At 57.4% G+C, this 21,560-nt stretch carries 23 protein-coding genes and 1 pseudogene; 11 read left to right on the top strand and 13 right to left on the bottom strand.

From position 1 onward, the window contains the following. Positions 1-106: 106 nt before the first annotated feature. Entirely contained in the window at positions 107-1,762 is a 1,656-nt protein-coding gene (locus tag KX729_RS23370; RefSeq protein WP_246617782.1) for a tannase/feruloyl esterase family alpha/beta hydrolase, read from the bottom strand. Between KX729_RS23370 and KX729_RS34590 the strand changes: the two genes are divergently transcribed. Beyond that, on the top strand, positions 1,718-1,960 hold the full coding sequence (locus KX729_RS34590) for a DUF992 domain-containing protein (RefSeq protein ID WP_376776047.1): 243 nt from the start codon (positions 1,718-1,720) through the stop codon (positions 1,958-1,960). The two genes, KX729_RS23370 and KX729_RS34590, sit on opposite strands and share 45 nt — an antisense overlap. A gap of 261 nt (positions 1,961-2,221) precedes the next feature. Here KX729_RS34590 and KX729_RS23360 read toward each other — a convergent pair whose 3' ends face one another. The 5 genes and pseudogenes from KX729_RS23360 to KX729_RS23345 all read right to left on the bottom strand — a co-directional run bounded on the left by KX729_RS23360 (position 2,222) and on the right by KX729_RS23345 (position 4,052). Beyond that, positions 2,222-2,497: a hypothetical protein gene (locus tag KX729_RS23360; RefSeq protein ID WP_219744886.1), complete on the bottom strand. Its 276-nt coding sequence runs from the start codon at positions 2,495-2,497 to the stop codon at positions 2,222-2,224. Positions 2,498-2,507: 10 nt separating this feature from the next. After that, a complete protein-coding gene (locus tag KX729_RS23355; RefSeq protein WP_219744885.1) occupies positions 2,508-2,807 on the bottom strand; it encodes a DUF982 domain-containing protein in 300 nt (99 codons plus the stop codon). Between the two features lie 79 nt (positions 2,808-2,886). After that, positions 2,887-3,279: pseudogene (locus KX729_RS33640) on the bottom strand (Hsp20 family protein); the annotation flags it as partial. A gap of 118 nt (positions 3,280-3,397) precedes the next feature. Further along, the gene (locus KX729_RS23350) at positions 3,398-3,688 is read right to left on the bottom strand and encodes a hypothetical protein (RefSeq protein ID WP_219744884.1); all 291 of its coding nucleotides are present in this window, start codon (positions 3,686-3,688) and stop codon (positions 3,398-3,400) included. Between the two features lie 91 nt (positions 3,689-3,779). After that, positions 3,780-4,052 (bottom strand): usg protein, encoded by a 273-nt coding sequence (locus tag KX729_RS23345; RefSeq protein WP_219744883.1) that lies wholly within the window; start codon positions 4,050-4,052, stop codon positions 3,780-3,782. A 274-nt stretch (positions 4,053-4,326) separates the two neighbouring features. On the opposite strand from KX729_RS23345, the gene KX729_RS23340 reads away from it, so the two are divergent. From KX729_RS23340 to KX729_RS23330, 3 genes are read left to right on the top strand one after another with little or no spacing between them, the layout of a single operon-like run. Next, positions 4,327-4,641: a co-chaperone GroES gene (locus tag KX729_RS23340; RefSeq protein ID WP_219744882.1), complete on the top strand. Its 315-nt coding sequence runs from the start codon at positions 4,327-4,329 to the stop codon at positions 4,639-4,641. 60 nt (positions 4,642-4,701) lie between these two features. Beyond that, positions 4,702-6,330 (top strand): chaperonin GroEL, encoded by a 1,629-nt coding sequence (gene groL, locus KX729_RS23335; protein ID WP_219744881.1) that lies wholly within the window; start codon positions 4,702-4,704, stop codon positions 6,328-6,330. Between the two features lie 60 nt (positions 6,331-6,390). Beyond that, positions 6,391-6,597, top strand: coding sequence for a hypothetical protein (locus KX729_RS23330; RefSeq protein WP_219744880.1), 207 nt, complete (start codon positions 6,391-6,393; stop codon positions 6,595-6,597). A gap of 100 nt (positions 6,598-6,697) precedes the next feature. Here the strand turns inward: KX729_RS23330 and KX729_RS23325 are convergent, their stop codons facing one another. Continuing rightward, positions 6,698-6,982, bottom strand: coding sequence for a hypothetical protein (locus tag KX729_RS23325; RefSeq protein ID WP_219744879.1), 285 nt, complete (start codon positions 6,980-6,982; stop codon positions 6,698-6,700). 490 nt (positions 6,983-7,472) lie between these two features. Here KX729_RS23325 and KX729_RS23320 point away from each other — a divergent pair, with 490 nt between their 5' ends. Then, on the top strand, positions 7,473-7,766 hold the full coding sequence (locus tag KX729_RS23320) for a DUF982 domain-containing protein (RefSeq protein ID WP_219744878.1): 294 nt from the start codon (positions 7,473-7,475) through the stop codon (positions 7,764-7,766). Between the two features lie 709 nt (positions 7,767-8,475). Here KX729_RS23320 and KX729_RS23315 read toward each other — a convergent pair. The 6 genes from KX729_RS23315 to KX729_RS23290 all read right to left on the bottom strand — a co-directional run bounded on the left by KX729_RS23315 (position 8,476) and on the right by KX729_RS23290 (position 15,008). After that, positions 8,476-9,117, bottom strand: a complete 642-nt coding sequence (locus tag KX729_RS23315) for a 2-hydroxychromene-2-carboxylate isomerase (protein ID WP_219744877.1) — start codon at positions 9,115-9,117, stop codon at positions 8,476-8,478. After that, positions 9,114-10,700 carry an AMP-binding protein gene (locus KX729_RS23310; RefSeq protein WP_219744876.1) on the bottom strand — a complete coding sequence of 529 codons (1,587 nt, stop codon included), beginning with the start codon at positions 10,698-10,700 and terminating at the stop codon, positions 9,114-9,116. The genes KX729_RS23315 and KX729_RS23310 overlap by 4 nt, the downstream gene beginning before the upstream one ends. A gap of 31 nt (positions 10,701-10,731) precedes the next feature. Beyond that, positions 10,732-11,784 carry a Bug family tripartite tricarboxylate transporter substrate binding protein gene (locus KX729_RS23305; RefSeq protein ID WP_219744875.1) on the bottom strand — a complete coding sequence of 351 codons (1,053 nt, stop codon included), beginning with the start codon at positions 11,782-11,784 and terminating at the stop codon, positions 10,732-10,734. Positions 11,785-11,897: 113 nt separating this feature from the next. Then, positions 11,898-12,806 carry a LysR family transcriptional regulator gene (locus KX729_RS23300; RefSeq protein WP_219744874.1) on the bottom strand — a complete coding sequence of 303 codons (909 nt, stop codon included), beginning with the start codon at positions 12,804-12,806 and terminating at the stop codon, positions 11,898-11,900. A gap of 56 nt (positions 12,807-12,862) precedes the next feature. After that, the gene (locus KX729_RS33635; protein ID WP_376776045.1) at positions 12,863-13,336 is read right to left on the bottom strand and encodes an NUDIX hydrolase; all 474 of its coding nucleotides are present in this window, start codon (positions 13,334-13,336) and stop codon (positions 12,863-12,865) included. 28 nt (positions 13,337-13,364) lie between these two features. Then, on the bottom strand, positions 13,365-15,008 hold the full coding sequence (locus KX729_RS23290; protein WP_219744873.1) for a Na/Pi cotransporter family protein: 1,644 nt from the start codon (positions 15,006-15,008) through the stop codon (positions 13,365-13,367). Positions 15,009-15,377: 369 nt separating this feature from the next. Here KX729_RS23290 and KX729_RS23285 point away from each other — a divergent pair, with 369 nt between their 5' ends. From KX729_RS23285 to KX729_RS23260, 6 genes are all read left to right on the top strand, one after another. Further along, positions 15,378-16,151: a DeoR/GlpR family DNA-binding transcription regulator gene (locus KX729_RS23285; protein WP_219744872.1), complete on the top strand. Its 774-nt coding sequence runs from the start codon at positions 15,378-15,380 to the stop codon at positions 16,149-16,151. A 61-nt stretch (positions 16,152-16,212) separates the two neighbouring features. Next, complete coding sequence (locus KX729_RS23280) at positions 16,213-17,778, top strand: ABC transporter substrate-binding protein (protein ID WP_219744871.1); 1,566 nt, start codon at positions 16,213-16,215, stop codon at positions 17,776-17,778. A 59-nt stretch (positions 17,779-17,837) separates the two neighbouring features. Continuing rightward, positions 17,838-18,776: an ABC transporter ATP-binding protein gene (locus KX729_RS23275; protein ID WP_219744870.1), complete on the top strand. Its 939-nt coding sequence runs from the start codon at positions 17,838-17,840 to the stop codon at positions 18,774-18,776. Further along, the gene (locus KX729_RS23270) at positions 18,773-19,771 is read left to right on the top strand and encodes an ABC transporter ATP-binding protein (RefSeq protein WP_219744869.1); all 999 of its coding nucleotides are present in this window, start codon (positions 18,773-18,775) and stop codon (positions 19,769-19,771) included. The genes KX729_RS23275 and KX729_RS23270 overlap by 4 nt, the downstream gene beginning before the upstream one ends. Then, positions 19,771-20,691 carry an ABC transporter permease gene (locus KX729_RS23265; protein WP_219744868.1) on the top strand — a complete coding sequence of 307 codons (921 nt, stop codon included), beginning with the start codon at positions 19,771-19,773 and terminating at the stop codon, positions 20,689-20,691. The genes KX729_RS23270 and KX729_RS23265 overlap by 1 nt, the downstream gene beginning before the upstream one ends. After that, entirely contained in the window at positions 20,691-21,554 is an 864-nt protein-coding gene (locus tag KX729_RS23260; RefSeq protein WP_219744908.1) for an ABC transporter permease, read from the top strand. The genes KX729_RS23265 and KX729_RS23260 overlap by 1 nt, the downstream gene beginning before the upstream one ends. Positions 21,555-21,560 lie beyond the last annotated feature (6 nt).

Raw genomic sequence — 21,560 nt, 5'->3', positions numbered from 1 at the left:
CGATAACGTTCTGAGAGCTCACACGTGCCTTGGGACGAGGCACTGCTACGGCCAATCTGCCAGCAGGAAGGTATCGCATGACTTGATCAATCCAAAAACAACCTAGTCATTGCCGACATTCGAAACTGGCGCTGTCCTCAGACGACCCTGTTCCCTTGTAATGAGCATGGGAGGGAAAGGGGCAGAGGGGTCTCGTCCGCCCCGGAAACGCGCTTCCAGTTGCGATAACCGACTGAGGAGATTTCCCTCCCTCGACCCATTCCACCAGCTTTGTTAGCAAATCGAACTGATCGAGGCCCGCAGGTCCACCCCGGCAATGAGACATTCCCGGAACAAGATAAAGTTTCGACCAGTCGTCCGGCTCGATCTTCGCCTTCGTTGATTTTTTCATGCGTTCGAAAAAGTCGATCGTGTCGTTGGCGGAAAACCAGGGGTCACTCATGCCATGGAAAAAGAGTATCTTTCGCCCCTCCGACGCAAATGAACTCAGATCGGCCCATTGATCGACATTGATGAGCCGCTGTTGGGGATCTTCGACATCAGCTTTCTGAACCGCATCGTCCACGTCAAAAGCCGTCGCATTATTTTTAAACTGCCGATTACGCTTATCGTCAAAACGCATCAAGCCTGGGATGGCATCCGTTTGGCTCATGATGCCAGTGTCGTACGCAAAAGCGGGATAGGCAGGCCGGCCCGACGCATCCAGTGTCGGCGAAAACGTCTCTGTGACGACCCGAACCTGGTCTTCGCTCAAGCAGCTTTCGACTTTCTCACCCTTACAGACAAGCATGGACGGATCGAACTTGCAGGCGGCGGGATTGCCGATCAATCCGTCTTCCATCCCGTCGAGCCCGTCACAGGTTTTCAGGAGACCATTAAGAACGAGGCTCCTGTCCGAGTCCGAAAACGCTTGCGAACGATCGCGCGATCCGTCTTGGCCTACCGGGGAGATCTGGTTCATGGCAACGTTTTTTGCTGCGAGTGACATGTTCGACCGACTGGTCCGCATAGCCGGAGCGCCGGCTATAACCCCATCGAAAACAAGCGGAAATCGCTGTGCAGAGGCCATCGCTTCGCGGCCGCCCGTCGAGCACCCCGCAAAATAGGAATGATGCGCACCCTTGCCGTAATATTGCGCGACAAGTGCCTTCCCTGCGGCCGCGACTTTTTCCACCGACCATCCGGCAAAATTGAGAGCGGCGATTTGGTCAGCCTTAAAGGAGGCGTCCCAGGCTTCACCCTTGTGTCCGCTATCATGAGATATGACGGCAAAACCACGAGATAGCGCGTTTTCCGCACCAGCGGCAGCGTTTCCGGTCGGCGGCAAGACGACGCCGTTGAGACCACCTCCACCCTGAACCAGGAATTGACCTGTCCACGCATCGGGCAAGGCAATTGCAAACCCAATCGCATACGACTTACCGTCCGCACCAGTTCGATGTTCAAAACTCCCCTTGGCTAAACAGTACGGCTTTGCTTCGCTTACGTATTCGGCGCTTGTGATATCCAGATCTGAGCTAGGTAGCTTTATGCGGAGCATCGCGGTGCATTCGGCCTCGGTTGCTTCAACGTCCGGTGCCATCATCGCTCCAACAACGATAGGCAGCATCAATGCGGATCTTAAATATACGGACTCCATTTCCATTCCTCCCCTGCCCGCCACTCCTGGGCGGACCTCAATCGCACCAAAGATCAGGCTCCCTGTCAATGCTTTACGATGGACGAAACCGGGGATGCCGATGTCGAGCAGAAGACATTCCAAGATAGTCCGCGAAGGCAGCGTTTCCGGCACCCATGTCGGCGCGTGGGCCCGAGCATCGGTTGGTCTTGGCTTGGAGCAAACGTGCTAGGTAGCGGCAAAGCCACCCTTTTTTGCCTTCGGGCGCTGGGCACTGAAGCCGGAACCGGTCTCAATGTCGCAGCCGGCGTTTCGCGCCTGCAGCTGCGCCAAGCAGGTTAGTAGGCGATCGTACTAATCCCGACCGTCATAAATCCGATCGCCGGGCGCCGTAGAGGGGCGAGGCTGTGCGCCCCTCTCATCATTTTGGATGCCGACTATGAGGGAACACTGAGCCGACATTTGAAGCCAATACGCCTCGACCGCCTGACCGCGCGGCAGGTGTTGATGGATGTACAACGGGACCGACGCTTTTCTGCTCTCACCGCAAGGTTTGGAGCGACCCGTCCGTGGGTGCCATTGATGTCACTCCAAGCTTCACGCTCAATAATGAGAGCGGCGATCAAGTTCTATTAACGCCACCTGCACCTCGTCGATCGAGACTGGTCCGGGCGTGCCCGGCAGATGTCGCAGCGATGGTTGCGAATCCACCGCGTAGAGGTCCGACGCCCACGCCGCGAAGATCGCGCGGCGATCATCGATCGAAAGGAAGGTCGCGCGGGCGATATCGATTGGCCGGGAAATCCGAAGGCCTGGAACCAGGACCGCTAGCCCCATGGCCGCAGCCTGGTCGGCAGGCCGTTGCAGTTCACTATGCATGGCCACCTCCTCACCGGATATGCGGATCCCGATCCCGCCTCAGGCGAGTAGCGGCAATGGCGCTCGTTTCCGGCGCCAGCAAATCATGCTTCTCGGCAAATGCCGCGAACAGGCCGCGGGCCGTCTCGGCTTCGATTTCGCCGCGCAGTGCGGCGCCGCAGGCTTTCAAGGCGACCGCGTGTGCGGTATCTCTCGATCTGACAGGCCATTCGCAAAGATGACGATAGGCATCCGTTGCGCTTCGTACCGCGGCCGGAAAACCCAGGCCAACGAGATTTGAAACTGGTTCTCTGAACATATCGGGTTTCATCGCTCTCTCCTTCCCAACCCGGAATGTTGACGGGCGCCACCGCAATGGCGGCTCCCTCGCCTATGAGTATATCTGGACCTCAAGCAGCCTTCTGTGCTTCAATCTGAGCAGGCCGAGACGAGGTCAACGCCGGCGTACTCTGGATCGAAATCTTTCGAGGCTTCAATGCCTCCGGGATCTCGCGGACAAAGTCGATCGACAGGAGACCAGTGCTCAGCTCCGTGCCATTAACCCTAACGTGATCGGCGAGTTCAAAACGATGTTCGAACGGCCGCCCGGCAATTCCACGATGCAGGTAGGCGTCGACCGAACTGCTTCTTGCCGGTGACGGTCAGAGGTTGGACTGGAAGGTGATGTCGAGATCGTCCTGGGCAAAGCCTGCGACCGCGATCGAGATCCGGTAGCTGTCGTCACCGGTCTTGACGATGTCATAGGTTGGCCAGTCGCTGATCGAGCGCGCACGCTGGGCATCTCGTGCCGCTAAACAATTCGCCCTGAGAGATCAAATAATTTTCGGCTTCATCCGCTCGCATCTTTGCCGGGGAATGCCCTGCCTTTCCACGCGCCGACAGGTCTGCCTCATCGCCCCTTCAGTGGACGGATCGACTGATAACCCGATGGGGATACGCAGCCTTGAACTGCGCCATCATCGTGTATGCTTGCTGCAGCACACGCTCGGCCGCCTCAGGTTTATCGCGAGCAATTTCGTCGGCATTAACTCGCATTGCTTCTGCCATGCTGGCAGACAAAATTGCGAACTTCCCTTCTCCGTAGACCAGCGCTTCCTTTGAGGCGGTCTCAAGCCGCCGGGCAAAGTCCACGATGATCTCTTCACGTTCATCGATGCCAACACTCTTGATGATGCTGATATTCTCTTCCATGCAGGTGTCACTCCATACATAATCGAAGCACGCCGAGTTCAACGTCTCGGGCTGTCGATGAGCTAGGAAGCTGAAAATCAAAGTCAAGAGGTCAGTGAAGCTTGAACTCGCCCTCGACACGGCGCCATTCGTTCGGACCGATCAGCCGCTGGTGGGAATAGCGGACGGAGTGGAGAGGCCCGTCGAGCTTCGCCTGCCAGAAGTCCAGAAACTTATGCATCTCCGGAAAATCAGGTGCGAGATCGTAGTCTTGCCAAATGTAGGCTTGCAGGACGGATTCGAAATCGGGAATGCGGTAGAGGATATGCGCGGTGGTCAGCCCATAGCCGTTGAGCTGACGCTCCAGATCCGACGAGAATTGCATGCTTCATCTCCGTTTCGTGACACTGCGAAGGTGACGTAAAATCTTGCGCTCATCAATGGTTTTCTGGGTCCCGATGCTATTTCTTGTTCCTTTCCAGCATGTTAGCAGCCAACCCCATCGAGTGCTTTTTTTTCTTCCGACCCTCTTGAAATCGAAAAATCTCGAAAATAAATTTTGCCCGCGAACGCTCGAGGGAGGTTCGCACCCGCCCGGACTGGTCACCCGGTCCGGCCTGGGTCTTCAACGTCATCATTTTTGCTCAACGGAGGAAAACATGTCGTTCCGACCGCTTCATGATCGCATTCTCGTCCGCCGGGTCGACTCCCAGGAAAAGACCAAGGGCGGCATCATCATTCCCGATACCGCCAAGGAAAAGCCCTCCGAGGGCGAGGTCGTCGCAGTTGGCACTGGCGCGCGTAACGAGGCCGGCCAGATTCAGGCGCTCGACGTCAAGGCTGGCGACCGCATCCTGTTCGGCAAATGGTCCGGTACCGAGATCAAGATCAACGGCGAAGACCTGTTGATCATCAAGGAAAGCGACGTGCTGGGTATCATCGAAGCCCAGGCCGAACAGAAGATCGCTGCCTGAAGGGCTCTCCTTACAAAACATCCTATCAGTCAAATAGCTGCCTATTGAGGAGTTAGACAAATGGCTGCCAAAGAAGTCAAATTTAACAGCGACGCCCGTGAACGCATGCTGCGTGGGGTCGATGTGCTTGCCAACGCCGTCAAGGTGACCCTCGGCCCGAAGGGCCGCAACGTCGTGATCGACAAGTCCTTCGGCGCGCCGCGGATCACCAAGGACGGCGTTTCCGTCGCCAAGGAAATCGAACTCGAAGACAAGTTCGAGAATATGGGCGCCCAGATGCTGCGCGAAGTGGCGTCGAAGACGAACGATCTTGCCGGCGACGGCACCACGACCGCGACCGTACTCGCCCAGGCGATCGTCAAGGAAGGCGCCAAGGCGGTTGCCTCTGGCATGAACCCGATGGACCTGAAGCGCGGCATCGATCTTGCCGTCGACGCCGTCGTCAAGGAACTGAAGACCAACGCCCGCAAGATTACCAGCAACTCGGAAATCGCCCAGGTGGGCACCATCTCGGCCAATGGCGACGAGGAGATCGGCAGGTATCTCGCCGAAGCCATGGAAAAGGTCGGCAACGAAGGCGTCATCACCGTCGAAGAAGCCAAGACTGCCGAAACCGAGCTTGAGGTTGTTGAAGGCATGCAGTTCGACCGCGGCTATCTTTCCCCCTACTTCGTCACCAACCAGGACAAGATGAGGGTTGAACTCGACGATCCCTATATCCTGATCCACGAGAAGAAGCTGTCGAACCTGCAGGCGATGCTCCCGGTCCTGGAAGCCGTCGTCCAGTCTGGCAAACCGCTTCTGATCATTGCGGAGGATGTCGAAGGCGAAGCGCTTGCGACCCTCGTCGTCAACAAACTACGTGGCGGCCTGAAGATTGCGGCTGTCAAGGCTCCGGGTTTCGGCGACCGTCGCAAGGCCATGCTGGAAGACATCGCCATCCTGACGGGCGGCACTGTCATCTCCGAAGACGTCGGCATCAAGCTTGAGAATGTGACCCTCAACATGCTCGGCCGCGCCAAGAAGGTGGCAATCGAAAAGGAAAATACGACCATCATCGATGGTGTCGGTTCGAAGGCAGACATTGATGGTCGCGTCGCCCAGATCCGAGCCCAGATCGAGGAGACCAGCTCCGACTACGACCGCGAGAAGCTGCAGGAACGTCTTGCAAAGCTTGCTGGTGGCGTGGCCGTCATCCGCGTTGGCGGCTCGACGGAGGTCGAGGTCAAGGAGAAGAAAGACCGGGTCGACGACGCCCTGCATGCGACCCGCGCTGCCGTCGAGGAAGGCATCCTGCCGGGCGGTGGCGTCGCGCTGCTTCGTGCTGTGGCGGCACTCGACAATCTTGCCACGGGCAACCAGGACCAGAAGGTTGGCATAGAGATCGTCCGCCGCGCCATCGAAGCGCCTGTTCGCCAGATCGCTGAGAATGCTGGTGCGGAGGGCTCCGTCATCGTCGGCAAGCTCCGGGAGAAGACCGAATTCTCCTTTGGCTGGAACGCCCAGACCGGCGAATACGGCGATCTTTACGCACAGGGCGTTATCGACCCCGCCAAGGTGGTCCGCACGGCGCTGCAGGATGCAGCCTCCGTTGCGGGCCTGCTGGTGACGACAGAGGCAATGATTGCAGAAAAGCCCAAGAAGGACACCGCTCCCGCTGCACCAGCCGGCGCGGGAATGGATTTCTAAGAAGCAATCGGCAATGCTCGTCCCAGCCGCCATGGGGCGAGCCATTCCGCAGAGGCCCAGATGAGCTACCCGTCGATCGAAGATTCGCGCCTTTGCGCCAGCGTGGTAAAAGAGGTCGCCCGAGTAAAAGGAATAACGGGCGACCCCGCATCTATCGGTCGGTTGGCTGCTACCGTCGCCAGACTATTCAACAAGGGCGTGCGAGACCGGGAAAACCTCTTGGCCGAAGCGATTGCATTGACGCAAACATTGGTTAAGCCCGACTAGCTCCGCCCAGTCTTCGCGAAGCTCGCACACGCGGCAGGGTCGATCGGTTTATCATTGTGAATAGGCCAGTTTGCATCTTGATGTATCAGGCTGACTGACCCTATTTTTGCAACCGTTCAGAAGTTGAGTATTTCAAGATCTGCCGACGCTCTTGATTACGGGCTATACGATCCGCAGCTGCGGAACAGAGGATCGCCAGGATGAGAATGGCAGGAGCTGCCATTTGCAAAATATAGATTGCCGGCTCGTTAAGCCGCATCGCTACGCCGATCAAAGCTCCTCCGACCGATGCCGCCAGGGCGAACAGCAGCCAACAAAGAGTGCCGGCAGCAATCGCTACCAAAAACCCGACCCCTAAAACCAGCGCGAGCAGCACCCCCCACATTCTTCATCTCCTCGAGCCAAAGGATGACTACAAAGCGTGCCTGCAGTGCTCCCCATTACTGGAGGCGCAGTAGTCCGCCTGTCGTCCACGCTTAAAGCGCAAAGATGGAAGACTGATGAATTTATTCCAATGAGAACTTTTCGCGATCAACGTCGATATTGGCGGGGCAGCACGAGCCAAGGAGCTGTACATCCTGAGCGAGCGATTGATACACACCTCCAGCAGAGCCATCATTTGCCAAGGGAAAAGCCTTTGGTAACGACAGACCGCTAGGTGCCGACACAAACAAGCCCCGCGGCTGGGCGCCTTATCACGCTGCTGCAAAGAAACTTTCCCCTTATTTCCAAGGATCCCATGGCGCATTCGGACAGATCGGCAAGAATCATCTCGCACCGCAGATTCTGTGAAAAATCACCTCGGGCTTCATTGAATTGTCTTCACTCTTTTCTAGCTCTTACGCCGTCAAACGATGTCCAGAAAGGAGAGCGCAATGGCCAACACCTTGTTTGACAAACCCCTGTTTGTAAAACAATCCCGCTACGTTCAAGAGCTGGGAAGCCTTGAAGACGTTTTCGATCTCCCGGAAGGGTGGCCCGAGCAAAAGCGGGATGCAGCCTACGAAGTGCTCGTAAAAGCGTGTCGACTGGCGGCTCAGGGAATTTTCCCATTGTGTGCAATCCGTGAGAACGTTCGACGCTTTCTCATCAGGCATAAATCGCTTGCTAATATCGATGAGGTGCCGCTGTCCCGAAAGTTTGGTGCCGATCGCAACATCGGGTCTTGAGTTTAGGAGCAATCCGCCCGCAATGGAATAATGACGACGAGCCAGAGTACATCGGACGGCGAAATCAGCGCCGTCTTTCGACAGGTGGCTGGACTGTGACATGAAATTTCTTCTACCGAGAAGACAATTGGGTAACAGCAATGAGCGCTTATATTGTCATTAGACCAAATAAAGCTCAAACAAGTGCGACACTGGAAGCGTCAGGATAAAAGCCCGTTGTTTTCCATCTGGAGGAGCGTGTCGATGCAAAGCGTTGGCTCTTCATCGTCACACTCTGCAAAGAAGCTAGAGATCCCCAAAGGCTAGCCGCTGATGTAGCTATAGCTGGGCAGGCGGCAAAATTACAGTCCGTTTCTCGCGGCGAGCGCGATGCGGCGTTGCAGATATTGGCAGCCGGGTTTCCTGATCTGCGGGCCGAGTTATGCCTGTCATAAAGCAGCTCGGCGATTTCCGCGGCCGTGCGGTTCGGCTCGTCACGCGCGGCGGTGACGCTTGGAGAGTGCAGTCGCCCCACAAGCCGAAGGATTTGCTCCAGCACTGTCTATCTCGCCGCAGGAGCAGGCTGGTCAGGGGTGCGTTTGTTGTGGGCGACCGCCATCTAGCTTCCGATCGAGATAAATGGCCGCGCTGATCAATGGCTCGCCGTCTTCAATTACGAGCGGACATGGTCACCTGCCTAATGGAATGAGCTAGCATAGGCACAGCCGACCTAATCACTCATATCTTCCCAATCCCGCTTTGTCGGCCAGCGGCCGTGGGCGAGTTTGAAGTCAAGCATCCAAAGCCGATCGCAGCCCCATAACGCCTGGCCGTCAACGAAGAAAAACGGGACGCCGAATACCCCGCGCTCTATTGCGGCATCGACTTCCCTTGCCAGCAACTCCCTGATCTCCGGGCCGCGTAACGCCAATTCAAGTCCGTCTGCGCCAGCGCCCACCGCGGCAGCTTCGCTAACAGCGAACTCCAACGGCGTTATATCTCTTCCGTCAACCCATAGAGCGGCAGATGCCCGCCGCACAAACTGTCGAGCCATATCTGGCTCTCGATCTCTCAACCAAAGAAATGCTCGGCATACCGCGAGAGAGTTTATGTTCTTGAGGCCGTGTCGGCGCAGCGGAACATCGAGCATGGCCGCTTGCCGTTCGGCATCCATCCACGAGTAATCGGACTTCAGAGGCGTTTCCGGTACCGGCTTCAGCCCCATGATCTTCGTTATTGTCACCCCCACAAGCACAGGGTGCCATCTTACAATCCGTTGATGTCTTCGGGCGATTTCGTCTACTTGCGTCGTCGCAAGATAGGAAAATGGGGAAATCGGATCGAAGTAGAAGTCAAAACCCGGATCTGTCATCGGGGTAGGTGTCCCGCGGGTTCAGTGGCAAACGCCCTAAGACGTGCTTTCGAAATTTTTCCGAAGCCCACCTTGGGCATTTCGTCGAGAAACCGGACCTCCTGTGGGACCTTGAATTTGGCAAGCGATTGCTGGCATTGACGGACGATCACGTCGGCGAGTTCCTCTCCATGTCCGGGGTTGAGGACGACGAAAGCAACCGGCACTTCACTACGGAGAGGATCGGGCCTGCCGACAACCGCCACTTCCGCAACCCCCGCGACCTTCTGAATGACGGCCTCGACTTCACTTGCCGATACGCCCTCGCCGCCGACCTTGATGACATCCTTCAAACGGTCGACGAAAACGACACTCCCATCGTCGAGCAGTCGAACCTTGTCACCGGTCTTGAACATGCCGACGTCGTCGAAGGCGTCAGAGGTCGCCCGCGCGTCTCCATAATACTCTTTGAACAGCGAGCGACCACGAACGCCGCCCACAAGCAGTTCACCCTCGCCACCCGGGTTCACCGCCGAGCCGTCCTGGTCGACGATCGCTATCCGGTACCCGACCGACGCTCGTCCGATCGAGTTGGCTTGAAGGGGGACGAATGGGTTTCCCCCGATGATCGGCTGCGAGATCATCTCGGTCATACCCCAGGCGGACGAAATTTTTCCGATCCCGTATCTGCGCTGCATTTCCGGAATCTGGCGGTTTGCGATCCACATCCGGAAATAATGCGCGTCCGGCTTGTCCTGCTCTTGCAGGGCTCCCATCGTGAACGGGACTTGTGCGGCGATTGTCGAACGATGTTTGAGGGCGATGGGCCAGAAACGGCTCGCCGAGAACCGCGGCTGCAAAACGGCGGTGCCACCGACCCAGAGTATCGGAAGAAACGTCCACGAGAAACCGACGACGTGGAAGAGTGGCAGGAACAACTGGACCACATCGTCCGGCCAGAACCCTTGCTGCTGTGCGCCGACGCATGAAGCCCAGAGGAAATTCTCGTGGGTCCACAAAACTGCCTTCGCTCGCGCCGTCGTACCTGTCGTAAACATTATCAGCGCCGGAGCCAGCGGATCAGGCTCTCTCTGCGGGAATGGTGTCGATCGGAGCCGGGAGAACGCCTGGGCTCGTTCGGGATTGGTACCCGCTCGAGGCGGGACACCCGCATCGGTCTCGGTCACAGCGATCCAATCGAGATCCGGCACATGAGTGGAAACAAGATCCGCTAACTTGGGCTGCGTGATCGCGGCCCGGGGAGCCGTAGTTTCAGCCAGGCTTGCCAATTCCGGTCCCGCGGCCATTGCGTTCGTGGCTACACAGATTGCACCGAGCCAGGCGCAGGCGAACCGGGCTAGCAAGGCCTCTGGGCAGTTTTCCAGGTGAACAAGGACACGATCACCTTTTTGTATCCCTCGGGCGGCCAAGCCACCCGCGATGCGGGAGGTTTCCTCGGCAAAAGAAGTGTAGGTCCAGGTTGTTTCCGGACCTTCACCCGGTACCCAGATCAGCATCGGGTGATTAGGGATAGTCGCCGCCCGCTCTCGCAACAGCGAGACGACATCCATTCGGCCAAAAGGAGACAGTGGATCGTCGCTCATACAGAATGGCCCGGCATCGTTACGATTGCAATCATTGCGGTTCGATGCCTGCCATCTTCACGTAACGCGCCCAGTCTTCGACCTGTTTTACCAAAAGCTGCTGACCCTCTTGCGGACTGGTTATGAATGGATCGCCGCCATTTTCCGTCAGAAACTTGACGGTCTCGGGCTTAGCCAGAATTTCCTTGAAGTAGGCATTGATCTGATCGATGACGGGTCGTGGCGTCGCCGCAGGGACCATGGCGGCAAACCAGCTCAGCATCACGAGATCGGGTATCCCCGCTTCTGCGAAGGTCGGATAGTCCGGAGCTGCTTTTAGCCGTTCGGGCGTGCTGACGGCGAGGATGCGTGCGCGTCCCTCACGGACCTGCGCCAGCGCAAAAACCGGGTTCATCATCGCGAAATCGATCACGCCGCTTTGAAGGTCGTTGAGGATATCGGTGTCAGTCTTGTAGGAGATCGCTACAGTCTGGAGCTTCGTCGCATCGGTGAACATTCTGCCCATAACCCGCCCTGTCGTATTTGACTGGGCATAACTTCCCTTGTCACCTTTCTCCGTCATCCCGTTCACAAGTTCGGCGACGTTCTTGAAAGGGCTGGTGACCGGAACGATCAACATAAACGCCTGCTGGTTGATCGTCGCGGCGATCTGGAGGTCTTTCGCAACGTCGAGCGGGGGCTTCTTGAACAGGTGCATGTTTGCCGCGACGGAGCTGGCTGCGTGGACATAGATGTTGTATCCGTCCGGCTTGGATCGCGCGACGTATTCTGCGGCGATGTTTCCGGCTGCGCCCGCCTTGTTCTCGACGATGACGGTCTGCTTCGCCAGCGACTGGAGCTCCTTGCCAAAGTATCGAACGAGGATGTCTGAACCCGATCCGGCCGGAAATCCAGTGACAAGCGTGATCGTGTTGGTCGGATAGGCGGCCTGCTGGGCAAACGCGGCTGCTGAGGTCATTCCCGCAACTGATAGCGCTAGGAATATTCGACGTAGAAGCATGCTCTTCCTCCCTTGCTCCGTTTCTGGCAGTTCCCCGGCGCGCGCAAAGCGCGCGTCGTGGGTCTCTCCCTCGGCAGCTATCAAGCCTCCCACTCGATCAAGATGCCGTGCTCGCTACCATAACAAGCACACGGTCGCCCGCCAGAGCCTGCTATCGGAAAGGGGGGTGCCAAATTTGGAACAGGCCGGAACCGAATTTAGATCGCGATTTGCTTATGGAGGCTCTCAGCAACGTGGTCGAGGAACGCCCTGACCTTCCTTGGGGCATAATCTCGAGCGAGATAAGTCGCTGATGTCAGCAACGGCGGGCAGTCCCAATCGAGCTCGAGCCTCGTGAGCTCTCCCGCTTTGAGGGCTTGGTGGCACATGATGTCTGGCATAAGCCCGATTCCGAGCCCTCGAACAACGAAGTCGCGAACCATGATCGCATTGTTGGCAACCGCGCGCGGAATTATATGCGCCGAATTCTCTCCATGGCCCATCAACCAGGGGAAAACCCTGTCCCGCATTTGAAATTGATGCACGATCAGTTGGTGAGACGACAGATCGAGATATCTCAGCGGAGAACCATGATTTGCTATGTAATCGGGTGCGGCGTAGAAGCTGCGGGGCAGCTCGATCAGATTGCGGGTGGGGTTGAACGTCTCCGCTGGTTTCCCGAAATGGATCGCCACGTCGAACGGCTCGTCAGCCACGCTCACATGGCGATTATGTGCCTCGATTTCGAGGCAGACGGCAGGGTGGAGGCGTGCGAATTCGGCGATTGCCTCGGAAACCCATTCAACAAAGAAGGTCGGCATGCTGACCCGAAGAACGCCCGAGAGCTCATACTGGATGCGGGAGGTTTGAAGGTCGGCTTTCTCAAGTTCATCGGCGATGTGCTCACATCGCCGATAAAGTGCCTGACCGCTTTCCGTGAGACCCAGAGACTGTGACCCTCGCTTCAAAAGCGCCGAGTTGAAATGGCCTTCAAGGCTCCGCAGTCGTCGGCTTATCGTCGATTTCGGAATGCCCAGGAGTTGCGATGCCTTGTTGATGCTTCGGGCATTAACGGTTTCGTAGAACAGCATCAAACCGTTGAGATCGAAATGACTGAGGTTTTTCACGACTTTGCCTCCCAGGTCCACACGCTGGTTTATCCTTACGTGTGGTCGTCGCGGAGTCAGCCAAAAACTTGACAGAATTCGCCTCCGCGTAGCGATCTTCCGTGTTGCAGCCTAATGTCAGGGCCGATTTCAGCACCAGCCGTACTTGCCGCGCGATCTGCAAACATCGAGGCAGGCGACACGGCTTCAAATAGATATCCAAAGATGTTCCGGGGTGTTGTTTTGTTGCGGATGGACCCTACGAATCTTCCTTGCAATCGATGCGGGCCGAGCACAGTAGTGCTTGAGAAACCAGGGAGTTCCGGATGCTGGAAATCTTCAAGACTGCTGGCCTGACAGCATTGCTTCAAGTAATCACATGGATCCTTGCCGCGCATGCCCCATCCCTTTGGGATGACCCACCGGCCGGTATCCCTGCTGGTGATCAGCAGAATTTCTAGCCGCTCGGATTGATCGCTCATCCGGAAGCATATTGCTCCGTACTGCATGATCGTTTTTCCGCTAAACATTTGATCGGCAACTTCGGCCAAGCGCGACAACAGCCTAACTCGCCGGTGCTTACTCGGCATCTTTCATCCTGCTTTCGATGAGGAGCCCACTCTCTTGCATGATCGGATGAGCGACCGACACAATATGGGCGTTGATACGCTTGAGATCGCGTAGGATGTCGAGATGCAGTGAGCTCGTCTGCAGGCTGTCAGCCCGGCCATCACGCAGGCGCTCTAGATGACGCTTGGAGGATTGCTTCTCCATCCGCCGAACCTCGACCTTCACGTCCATCATCTGTCTTGCGAGGGCAAAGTCGCGGGTGACGAAAATTGTTTGAGCGATGCGCAGATTGTCGATCGTCAGATCGAAGAGTCTCTTTAATTCCTCGTGCCCATCCTCGGAGAATTTCAGCCCGAGCGAAGCCTTTTTGGCGACCTGAGGAGCAAGTCCTTTTTCGATGATGTCGCCTATATGCTCGAGGTTGATGGCGTAGTCGATGATGACGATCGACTGGCGACCGTTTTCCTCGTTCAGGCCTTCACGACCAAGCTTGGAAAGGTAGATCTTCACCTCTTGCTGCAGGTAATCGACGCGCTTTTCCAACGACGCAATGTCCTTGAGCCTCGACAGGGCGTTCGTCTCAAATGCGTTTGAGACACGTATTAGCATGCGTTCGATCAGGTCACCAACGCCAAGAGTCTCGCGGGTAGCACTAGCCAGAGCGACGACCGGTGTTGAAAGCTCGCCCTGATCGAGATATTTCGGAGCATTGTCGGCCTGTAGCTCTTCGGGGACGAGGCGGAGCATCCACCGCGACAGCAGCCGTGAGAATGGCCACGCGAGGACGGCAAGCAGGATGTTGAACCCGAGGTGGGCGTCGACAGGCAGCTTTGTAGGCGAGAGCGGCAGCATTTCCAGGATATCGGCACCATAGCCTGCGAGCGGCATTGCAACTGCGCAGCCGACGGCGCGCACTATAAGATTGCCAATTGTCACACGCTTGGCCGAAGGCGAGCCGGAGAGCGAGGCGACGACCGGCGGAATGGCGCCACCCAGATTGGCGCCGAGCACCAGCACGATGATCAGGCCGGCAGAGAGAATGCCAGTCGAGGCGAGCGACAGGATCAGCACGACAGCGGCGAGGCTGGACGATGAGATGAAGGCGATGCAGGCCGAGAAAGCAAGCGCGACCGGCCAGGCATTGTCCAGGAGACCAATGAAGGCGGCAAGCGCTGGCGATTGTCGCATCGGCTCGGTCGCGCTGCTCAAAAGATGCAGCGACAGCAACATCAGGCCGATGCCAATCAACGCGGTGCCACCGCCTTGGCGGGCAGTCGATCCGCTGCGGTAAAACACGATCCCGACCAGGATGACGAGCGGCGACAGCCATTCGATGCCGGTGGCAACGATCCATGCGGTAACAGCGGTGCCGACATTGGCGCCGAGCAGGACGATCTGCGCCATGCGCGGCTTGATCAGTTCACGCTCGACGAAGGAGGCAGTCATCAGCGCCGTGGCCGTCGAACTCTGCAGTGCGATCGTGGCGGTCAGTCCGGACAAGAACGAGCGAAGACCGCTGCGGGTACCAGTCGCCAGTCCGGTTCTGAGCTTGACACCGAACGCACGTGAGACGCCCTCCTTCACCTGCGCGAGGCCGAACAGCAGCAAAGCCACCGCGCCAAACAGATTGATCATGACGATCGTGGAGGTCATCTCGCCACTCCCTCATGCTGGCAGGCGATTGCATTTGAGCCCAGAGAGCGCGGTATCCCCAGAGCCGCCGCCCGCCCCACAACAGGTCCGCCAGGGACGGGCGACAGCCTCTCTGGGAGGAGAATGCTGGCTTTACTGCACCAGCCGACAGATGAGTTTCGCTTGTAACGCCTCATCCTCCCGAGCATGATTGAAATCGATCATACATGCAAGACGGCTTCGCAATATTCGTTCGATTGAGGCTCAAGCCTGCCGAGGCAAAACTGAAAAATGCTGCACGGCAACACGTTTTGTCATGAAATCGTCATTTGACAAAGATCGATATCAATCATAGATCTGATCGAAACAAGTCACAAACGGGAGGGTATTGTGCTTACAGCCGCCCAGGAACGCCAAGCGAGAATTGCTGAACTGCTACGTGAGGAGCAGTTTCTGGCGATCAACACGCTCACCGAACGCCTCGGGATTTCGCTTGCCACAGCCCGTCGCGACCTTGACGAGCTCGAGCAAGCAGGTGTGCTACGTCGGACACACGGCGGGGCTGTCAGCGTCAATCAGGTGGGGCAGGACACCACGCACGCGGTTCGGTCAGTCTCTCGGCAAGCGGAGAAGGCCGCGATCGCAGCCGCTGCAGCAGGCATGATCGCTGAAGGTGATGCCGTCTTTCTCGATGCTGGAACGACCGCTCTTGAGGTTGCGAAGATCCTTTCGGGACGCAAGGGGCTGACCCTGATCTCGAATGGTCTCGACATCATTGCCGAACTCTCACGCGGGGATGGAAACAGCATCTACTCCGTCGGTGGCGAATTCACCGATACGAACCGTTCATATCGCGGTCCGCTGGCAGAAAATTTCGTGCGTCAGTTCAACGCCGATAAGTTGATCCTGAATGCTAGCTCGATAGACCTCGACCGGGGCACGGTCTGCACGTCGAACCCGATCAACGCAAGCATCCAGAAAGTTATGATCGAAGTCTCAAGACGAGTAATCGTTGTCGCGGACCATTCCAAGTTCACGAAGTCGAGCCTCTCGATCACCACGAAAATCGAGGACGTCGGGGTGATCATCACCGACGTCGGCGCCAAGTCGATCGTCGATACGGCACCAGACAAAATGCGGAGGAAGTTCGTCATCGCGAACTAGGCTCGATGCCCCGCCGAATAGCAACAAGCCATAATCTACTCTAAGTCCGGGAGAGGACCCAATGATTAAGACTGATCGCAGACGTTTTCTGATCGGCGCCAGCGTTGCTGCTTTGGCGTCGACAACGAGCATTAAATTTGCCTTCGCGGCTGACCGCAAGGCTTTGAAGATCGGTGTGAACGGCTTGCCGTCGTCGCTGGAGCCTATCAACGGGATCAGCAATACGGGGCCGCGTATCATCAACCAGATCTTCGATACTCTTCTTCGTCGCGACTATTTTGCCGACGGCGCAAAGGGCAATGGCATCAAGCTCATGCCAGCGCTCGCTGAGAGCTTTGAACGCATTGACGACAAGTCGGTCCGCTTCAAGCTGCGCCAGGGCGTCAAATTCCACAATGGCACCGAGATGACCGCCGAAGATGTTGCGTTCACCTTCTCGTCCGGGCGCCTTTGGGGCGATGAGGCAATCAAGACTGTGCCGAACGGTCGCAATTTCTCGCCCAACTGGGACGAACCTGTTGTCGAGGACAAACACACTGTGGTCCTCCGCACGAAAACGCCGTCGTATCTCATCGAGAAGTACCTGGGCTCGTGGCTCGGCCCGATCGTTCCAAAGGAATATTACAAGAGCCTCGGCGCGGTTGCCTTTGGCAACAAGCCGATCGGCACTGGCCCCTACAAGTTCAAGGAACTCGTTGCCAACGATCATGCCACGCTAGAAGCGAACGAAAGCTATTGGGGCGAAAAGCCCACGGCTTCGTCAATAACCTATCAGGTTGTTGCTGAACCGGCGACCCGCGTGGCCGGCCTCATCAGTGGCGAATATGATATCATCACGACCCTTACGCCGGACGATATGGCGCTGATCGACGGATACGACGATCTCGAAACGCGGGGAACGCTCATCGAGAACGTCCATATGTTTACGTTCAATTTCAACAATCCGGCTGTCCAGTCCAAGGCCCTGCGCCGGGCGATGTCGCTCGCCATCAACCGCCCGCTGATGGTCGAGGCATTGTGGAAAGGCAAGGCGTCGATCCCGAACGGGTTCAACTTCCCGAGCTATGGCGCGAGCTTCGATCCGAAGCGCAAGCCGATGGAGTACAACGTCGAGGAAGCCAAGCGTCTGGTGAAGGAGAGCGGCTACGACGGCAAGCCGATCACGTACCACACGATGGGCAACTATTACGCCAACGCCGTCCCCGCGCTCATGATGATGATCGAGATGTGGAAGGCTGTCGGCGTCAACGTCGTTCCGACCATCTACGCGCCGGGAACGACGCCAAAGGACAGCGACATCATGATCCGCAACTGGTCGAACGGCCAGTGGCTGACCGACGGTCTGACGACGATGGTGTCCGAATTCGGTCCGGGTCGCGGCATCCAGAAGCGCTGGGGCTGGAAGGCACCAATCGAATTCAACGACCTCTGCGATAAGGTTGCGCAACTGAAAGACGGCGACGAACGCTCTGCTGCGTTCAACCGCCTGCGTGATATCTTCGAGGATGAGGCGCCTGCTGTTCTTCTTTACCAGCCCTTTGACGTCTACGCGGCACGCAAAACCGTTCAGTGGAGCCCGGTCTCGTTTGAGACCATGGAATTCCGAGGCAACCTCAACTTCAAATAAAACAACGCGATGACCAAGAAGCGGTGCGCGGAGGTTGCGCACCGCTTCGGGAGGAAAATATGCCCAGACTGCTAACTGTCCAGGACCTCGTCGTCGAGGTGCCCGGCCGCAATATCAAGATCCTGAACGGCGTGAGCTTTTCGCTGGATGCAGGCCAGACCCTTGGCCTCGTTGGGGAATCCGGCTGCGGCAAGAGCATGACCTGCTATGCGATCGGCAACATGCTCCCGCGCGGGCTCGGCCAAGCCGGCGGTTCGATATCCTTTGGATCAGGCGAGTCCGGCTCCGAAAGGCCTACGATCGCTATGATCTTTCAGGATCCGACGAGCAGTCTCAATCCAGTTCACACGATAGGCTACTATCTGGAGACGGCGCTTTACAGGCATCAAAGGCTCAGGGGGAATGATGCGCGCCTCGAAGCCATGCGCCTGTTAGAACGGGTCGGAATAGACAATGCCAAAAGCCGGCTCGGCGCTTATCCGCACCAGTTTTCGGGCGGCATGAACCAGCGCGTGATGATCGCCCATGCACTCGCGGCAAAGCCACAGTTGCTCATCGCCGACGAGCCGACGACGGCGTTGGACGTCACAATGCAGGCTCAGATCCTTTACTTGCTGGAGGAATTGAAAGCCGAGACCGGCATGGCATTGATGATCGTTTCCCATGATCTCGGCGTCATCGCGCGTTTGGCCGACAAGGCGGCCGTCATGTACTGTGGAAAAATCGTCGAAACCGCTCCGGTTGAGCAGATAATCCAGAACCCTTCGCATCCTTACGCACGGGCTTTGATCAACTGCATGCCTAGCATTGACCCGGCGGACCACCAACCTCCTGTTCCCATTCCCGGATCCGTGCCGCTTCTCGACGACCTGCCGCAAGGTTGTTATTACAATCCTCGCTGTCCGCGAGCTGCAGGTGAATGCTTCAAGCGCTTTCCGCCGCTTGCACCGGTCGCACAGGCTCATAATGTGGCCTGCTATCATCCGGTGGCGGCATGAGCGCGCCCCTCCTGGAAACCCGCAACCTCACCAAGGCATTTGGTCAAAAGACGGGGTGGTTGGCGAAGCCTAAAATTCTCTGTGCATCCAGTTCGATCGATCTGCAGCTCAATGCCCGTGAGCGACTGGGCATTGTCGGCGAGTCTGGCAGCGGTAAATCCACCCTTGGCCGCCTAATTCTCGGCCTTACGCCCCCGACCGAGGGCGAGATTTTCTTCGAAGGTGTCAATCACAAGGCCCGCAGCCTTCAAGGCTGGAAGCAGTTCCGTGTGCGCACCTCCCTCGTACAGCAAAATCCACTCTCTGCACTCAATCCCCAGATGACCATCGGTGAACAGATCTCCGAAGGCCTCCTCGTACATCATTTTGCCAGTCGTGCGGCTTCTTATGAGCGCGCCGCCGCGATGCTTGACCAGGTTGGACTGTCCAGCGCGATGATGAGCCGGTATCCGCATCAGATGTCTGGTGGCCAGAGGCAGCGTGTCGTCATTGCCCGTGCGTTGATCCTCGATCCGAAGCTGGTCGTCTTCGACGAGGCTGTGTCGGCGCTCGATGTCTCCGTTCAGGCGCAGGTAGTGGCGCTCTTGCGGGACCTTTGGCAACAGCGCGACCTCGCCTACGTCTTCATCACCCATGACCTGCGCGTTGTCCGCCATGTCGTTGATCGTATCGCGGTCATGTATCTCGGCCGCGTTGTCGAGACCGGTGACATCAAGTCGGTCTATGAGTGGCCGCGCCATCCCTATACGAGGGCGCTACTCGCTTCGGTCCCTTCGATGGATCCCACCATCCGAAATATCCAGCCGCCCATCAATGGCGAACTAGACCCCGGCAAAATCGCCGGTGGATGTCCGTTCCGGCCCCGTTGTCCTTTTGCGATCGAAAGGTGCGGGACCGAGGCCCCGCTCTTGCGCGACGTCGCAGGCCAACGTGTAGCATGCCATCGGGCAGAGGAGTTTCCTCGTTCGGTTCAGATGGGAAAGGAGGTCGCCTAATGACTGGGTTTATTTTATCGAAAGCTGTCCGCGCATTCGCAGTTCTGTTTTCGACGGCGCTCTTCGTGTTCGTGGTCCTGCGTTTCAGCGGAGACCCGGCCGAGCGAATGCTCGGAGAGTTTGCAACGCCGGAGGCCCAGGCGGCCTTCCGCACGCTGTGGGGGCTCGACAAATCGATTCCTGAGCAGTTCCTCATCTACCTGCAGCATGCAATTCAAGGCGACTTCGGCAAATCCTTTGCGGACGGTCGCGACGTTTTCGACATCATCACGCAGTCCATTCCAAAGACGCTGACTGTGAGCGTGTCGGCTTTTATCATCGCCATTCTGTTGGGAATACCTGCAGGGATCGTGGCCGCTATCCGCCGCGACAGTGCAATTGACAGACTTGTGATGGCGACAGCGGTGCTTGGACACAGCATTCCCATGTTTCTTGTCGGGCTGATCTTCATTTTCATCTTTGCCGTATGGCTCAGGGTCTTGCCAAGTTCGGGAAGCTCCACATGGCGGCATGCTATCCTGCCGATCGCGACGTTCGCGCTTTACAACGCGGCCTCGATCTCACGTTTTGCGCGCGCGACATTGATCGAGGTTCTGGAGCAGCCATACATCGCCGCAGCCAGAGGTGACGGAATTCCACCCTCTGAAATTATCTTGCGGCATGCATTGCCGAACGCCGCCATCCCGCTCGTTACCATGCTCGGCATTCTTGCCACGTCGCTTCTTGGCGGAACGGTTCTGGTGGAGACGGTTTTTGCCTGGACCGGGATCGGTGCTCAATTCGTCCGCGCGGTAGGACAAGGCGATCTCAATGTCGTTCAGGCGATGATACTGGTGTTCACGGTCTTCGTGGTGATGATCAATTTGACCGTGGAAATCCTCTACGCTTTTCTCAACCCGAAAATCAGGTCACAGCAATGATGGCACAGAGCGCATCCCCCACGCGGTCTAAGCGATCGTTCACATCCATCTTTCGCCTGCCTGTCGGAATTCTTCTCTGCGCTACGTGGATCGCCGTGATCCTGATCGTCGCGATCTTCGCGCACTGGCTGGCACCATTCGATTACACGCAGCAAGCGCCGCTGACGCGCTTCGCACCACCGTTGAAGCTGTCGAACCATCTCCTCGGAACGGATTTCCTGGGGCGCGATCTGCTGAGCAACCTTCTGGCAGCGACACAGACGACACTGATGGTCGCGCTGATCGGCGGCACGATCAGCGCAATCGTCGGCACGAGCCTTGGTTTCCTCTCGGCGCATTTTGGCGGCTGGGTCGATAATCTGGTGATGGGCATCGCGGACGCGATGGCCTCGGTCCCCTTCATGATTATCGCCCTTGGTGTCCTTGCGGTCTTTGGCTCCAGCCCGCTCCTGTTCGTCCTGTTGATGGGCGTCTTCAACTGGTGGCGCTACGCTCGTCTTGCGCGAGGGCTCGTCCTTGGTGCGAATGCAGACGGGTATGCAGAGGCAGCGCGCATCGTCGGGGTGCCATCGCTGCGAATTTATTTACGTCACATCCTGCCGAATATTGCCGGTCCCCTGGTCGTTCAATTCACTCTCAACTTCCCTGAGATCGTCCTCATGGAGAGCGGACTGAGCTTTTTAGGTGTCGGCATCAAGCCGCCAGCGATCAGCCTCGGTCTGATGATATCGTATGGCACAAGCTATTTTGCCATCGCCTGGTGGCTGGTTGCCCTCCCCGGCCTGGTTCTCGTCCTCACGACTTTGTCGATCAGCTTGCTCGGCGACTATCTACGCGACCGGCTCGATGCGCGCCTCCGCTAATGAAAG

The organism is Neorhizobium populisoli, assembly GCF_019430945.1.
Classification (GTDB): domain Bacteria; phylum Pseudomonadota; class Alphaproteobacteria; order Rhizobiales; family Rhizobiaceae; genus Neorhizobium; species Neorhizobium populisoli.
Note: the sequence above shows the minus strand (reverse complement) of the source record. Positions and strands in the feature narration are given on the sequence as shown.

Coding starts and splice junctions, on each gene's coding strand:
- KX729_RS34590 (WP_376776047.1), top strand. CDS start 1,718: ATGGACGAAACCGGGGATGCCGATGTCGAGCAGAAGACATTCCAAGAT.
- KX729_RS23360 (WP_219744886.1), bottom strand. CDS start 2,497: ATGCATAGTGAACTGCAACGGCCTGCCGACCAGGCTGCGGCCATGGGG.
- KX729_RS23355 (WP_219744885.1), bottom strand. CDS start 2,807: ATGAAACCCGATATGTTCAGAGAACCAGTTTCAAATCTCGTTGGCCTG.
- KX729_RS23350 (WP_219744884.1), bottom strand. CDS start 3,688: ATGGAAGAGAATATCAGCATCATCAAGAGTGTTGGCATCGATGAACGT.
- KX729_RS23345 (WP_219744883.1), bottom strand. CDS start 4,052: ATGCAATTCTCGTCGGATCTGGAGCGTCAGCTCAACGGCTATGGGCTG.
- KX729_RS23340 (WP_219744882.1), top strand. CDS start 4,327: ATGTCGTTCCGACCGCTTCATGATCGCATTCTCGTCCGCCGGGTCGAC.
- groL (WP_219744881.1), top strand. CDS start 4,702: ATGGCTGCCAAAGAAGTCAAATTTAACAGCGACGCCCGTGAACGCATG.
- KX729_RS23330 (WP_219744880.1), top strand. CDS start 6,391: ATGAGCTACCCGTCGATCGAAGATTCGCGCCTTTGCGCCAGCGTGGTA.
- KX729_RS23325 (WP_219744879.1), bottom strand. CDS start 6,982: ATGTGGGGGGTGCTGCTCGCGCTGGTTTTAGGGGTCGGGTTTTTGGTA.
- KX729_RS23320 (WP_219744878.1), top strand. CDS start 7,473: ATGGCCAACACCTTGTTTGACAAACCCCTGTTTGTAAAACAATCCCGC.
- KX729_RS23315 (WP_219744877.1), bottom strand. CDS start 9,117: ATGACAGATCCGGGTTTTGACTTCTACTTCGATCCGATTTCCCCATTT.
- KX729_RS23310 (WP_219744876.1), bottom strand. CDS start 10,700: ATGAGCGACGATCCACTGTCTCCTTTTGGCCGAATGGATGTCGTCTCG.
- KX729_RS23290 (WP_219744873.1), bottom strand. CDS start 15,008: ATGACCTCCACGATCGTCATGATCAATCTGTTTGGCGCGGTGGCTTTG.
- KX729_RS23280 (WP_219744871.1), top strand. CDS start 16,213: ATGATTAAGACTGATCGCAGACGTTTTCTGATCGGCGCCAGCGTTGCT.
- KX729_RS23275 (WP_219744870.1), top strand. CDS start 17,838: ATGCCCAGACTGCTAACTGTCCAGGACCTCGTCGTCGAGGTGCCCGGC.
- KX729_RS23270 (WP_219744869.1), top strand. CDS start 18,773: ATGAGCGCGCCCCTCCTGGAAACCCGCAACCTCACCAAGGCATTTGGT.
- KX729_RS23265 (WP_219744868.1), top strand. CDS start 19,771: ATGACTGGGTTTATTTTATCGAAAGCTGTCCGCGCATTCGCAGTTCTG.
- KX729_RS23260 (WP_219744908.1), top strand. CDS start 20,691: ATGGCACAGAGCGCATCCCCCACGCGGTCTAAGCGATCGTTCACATCC.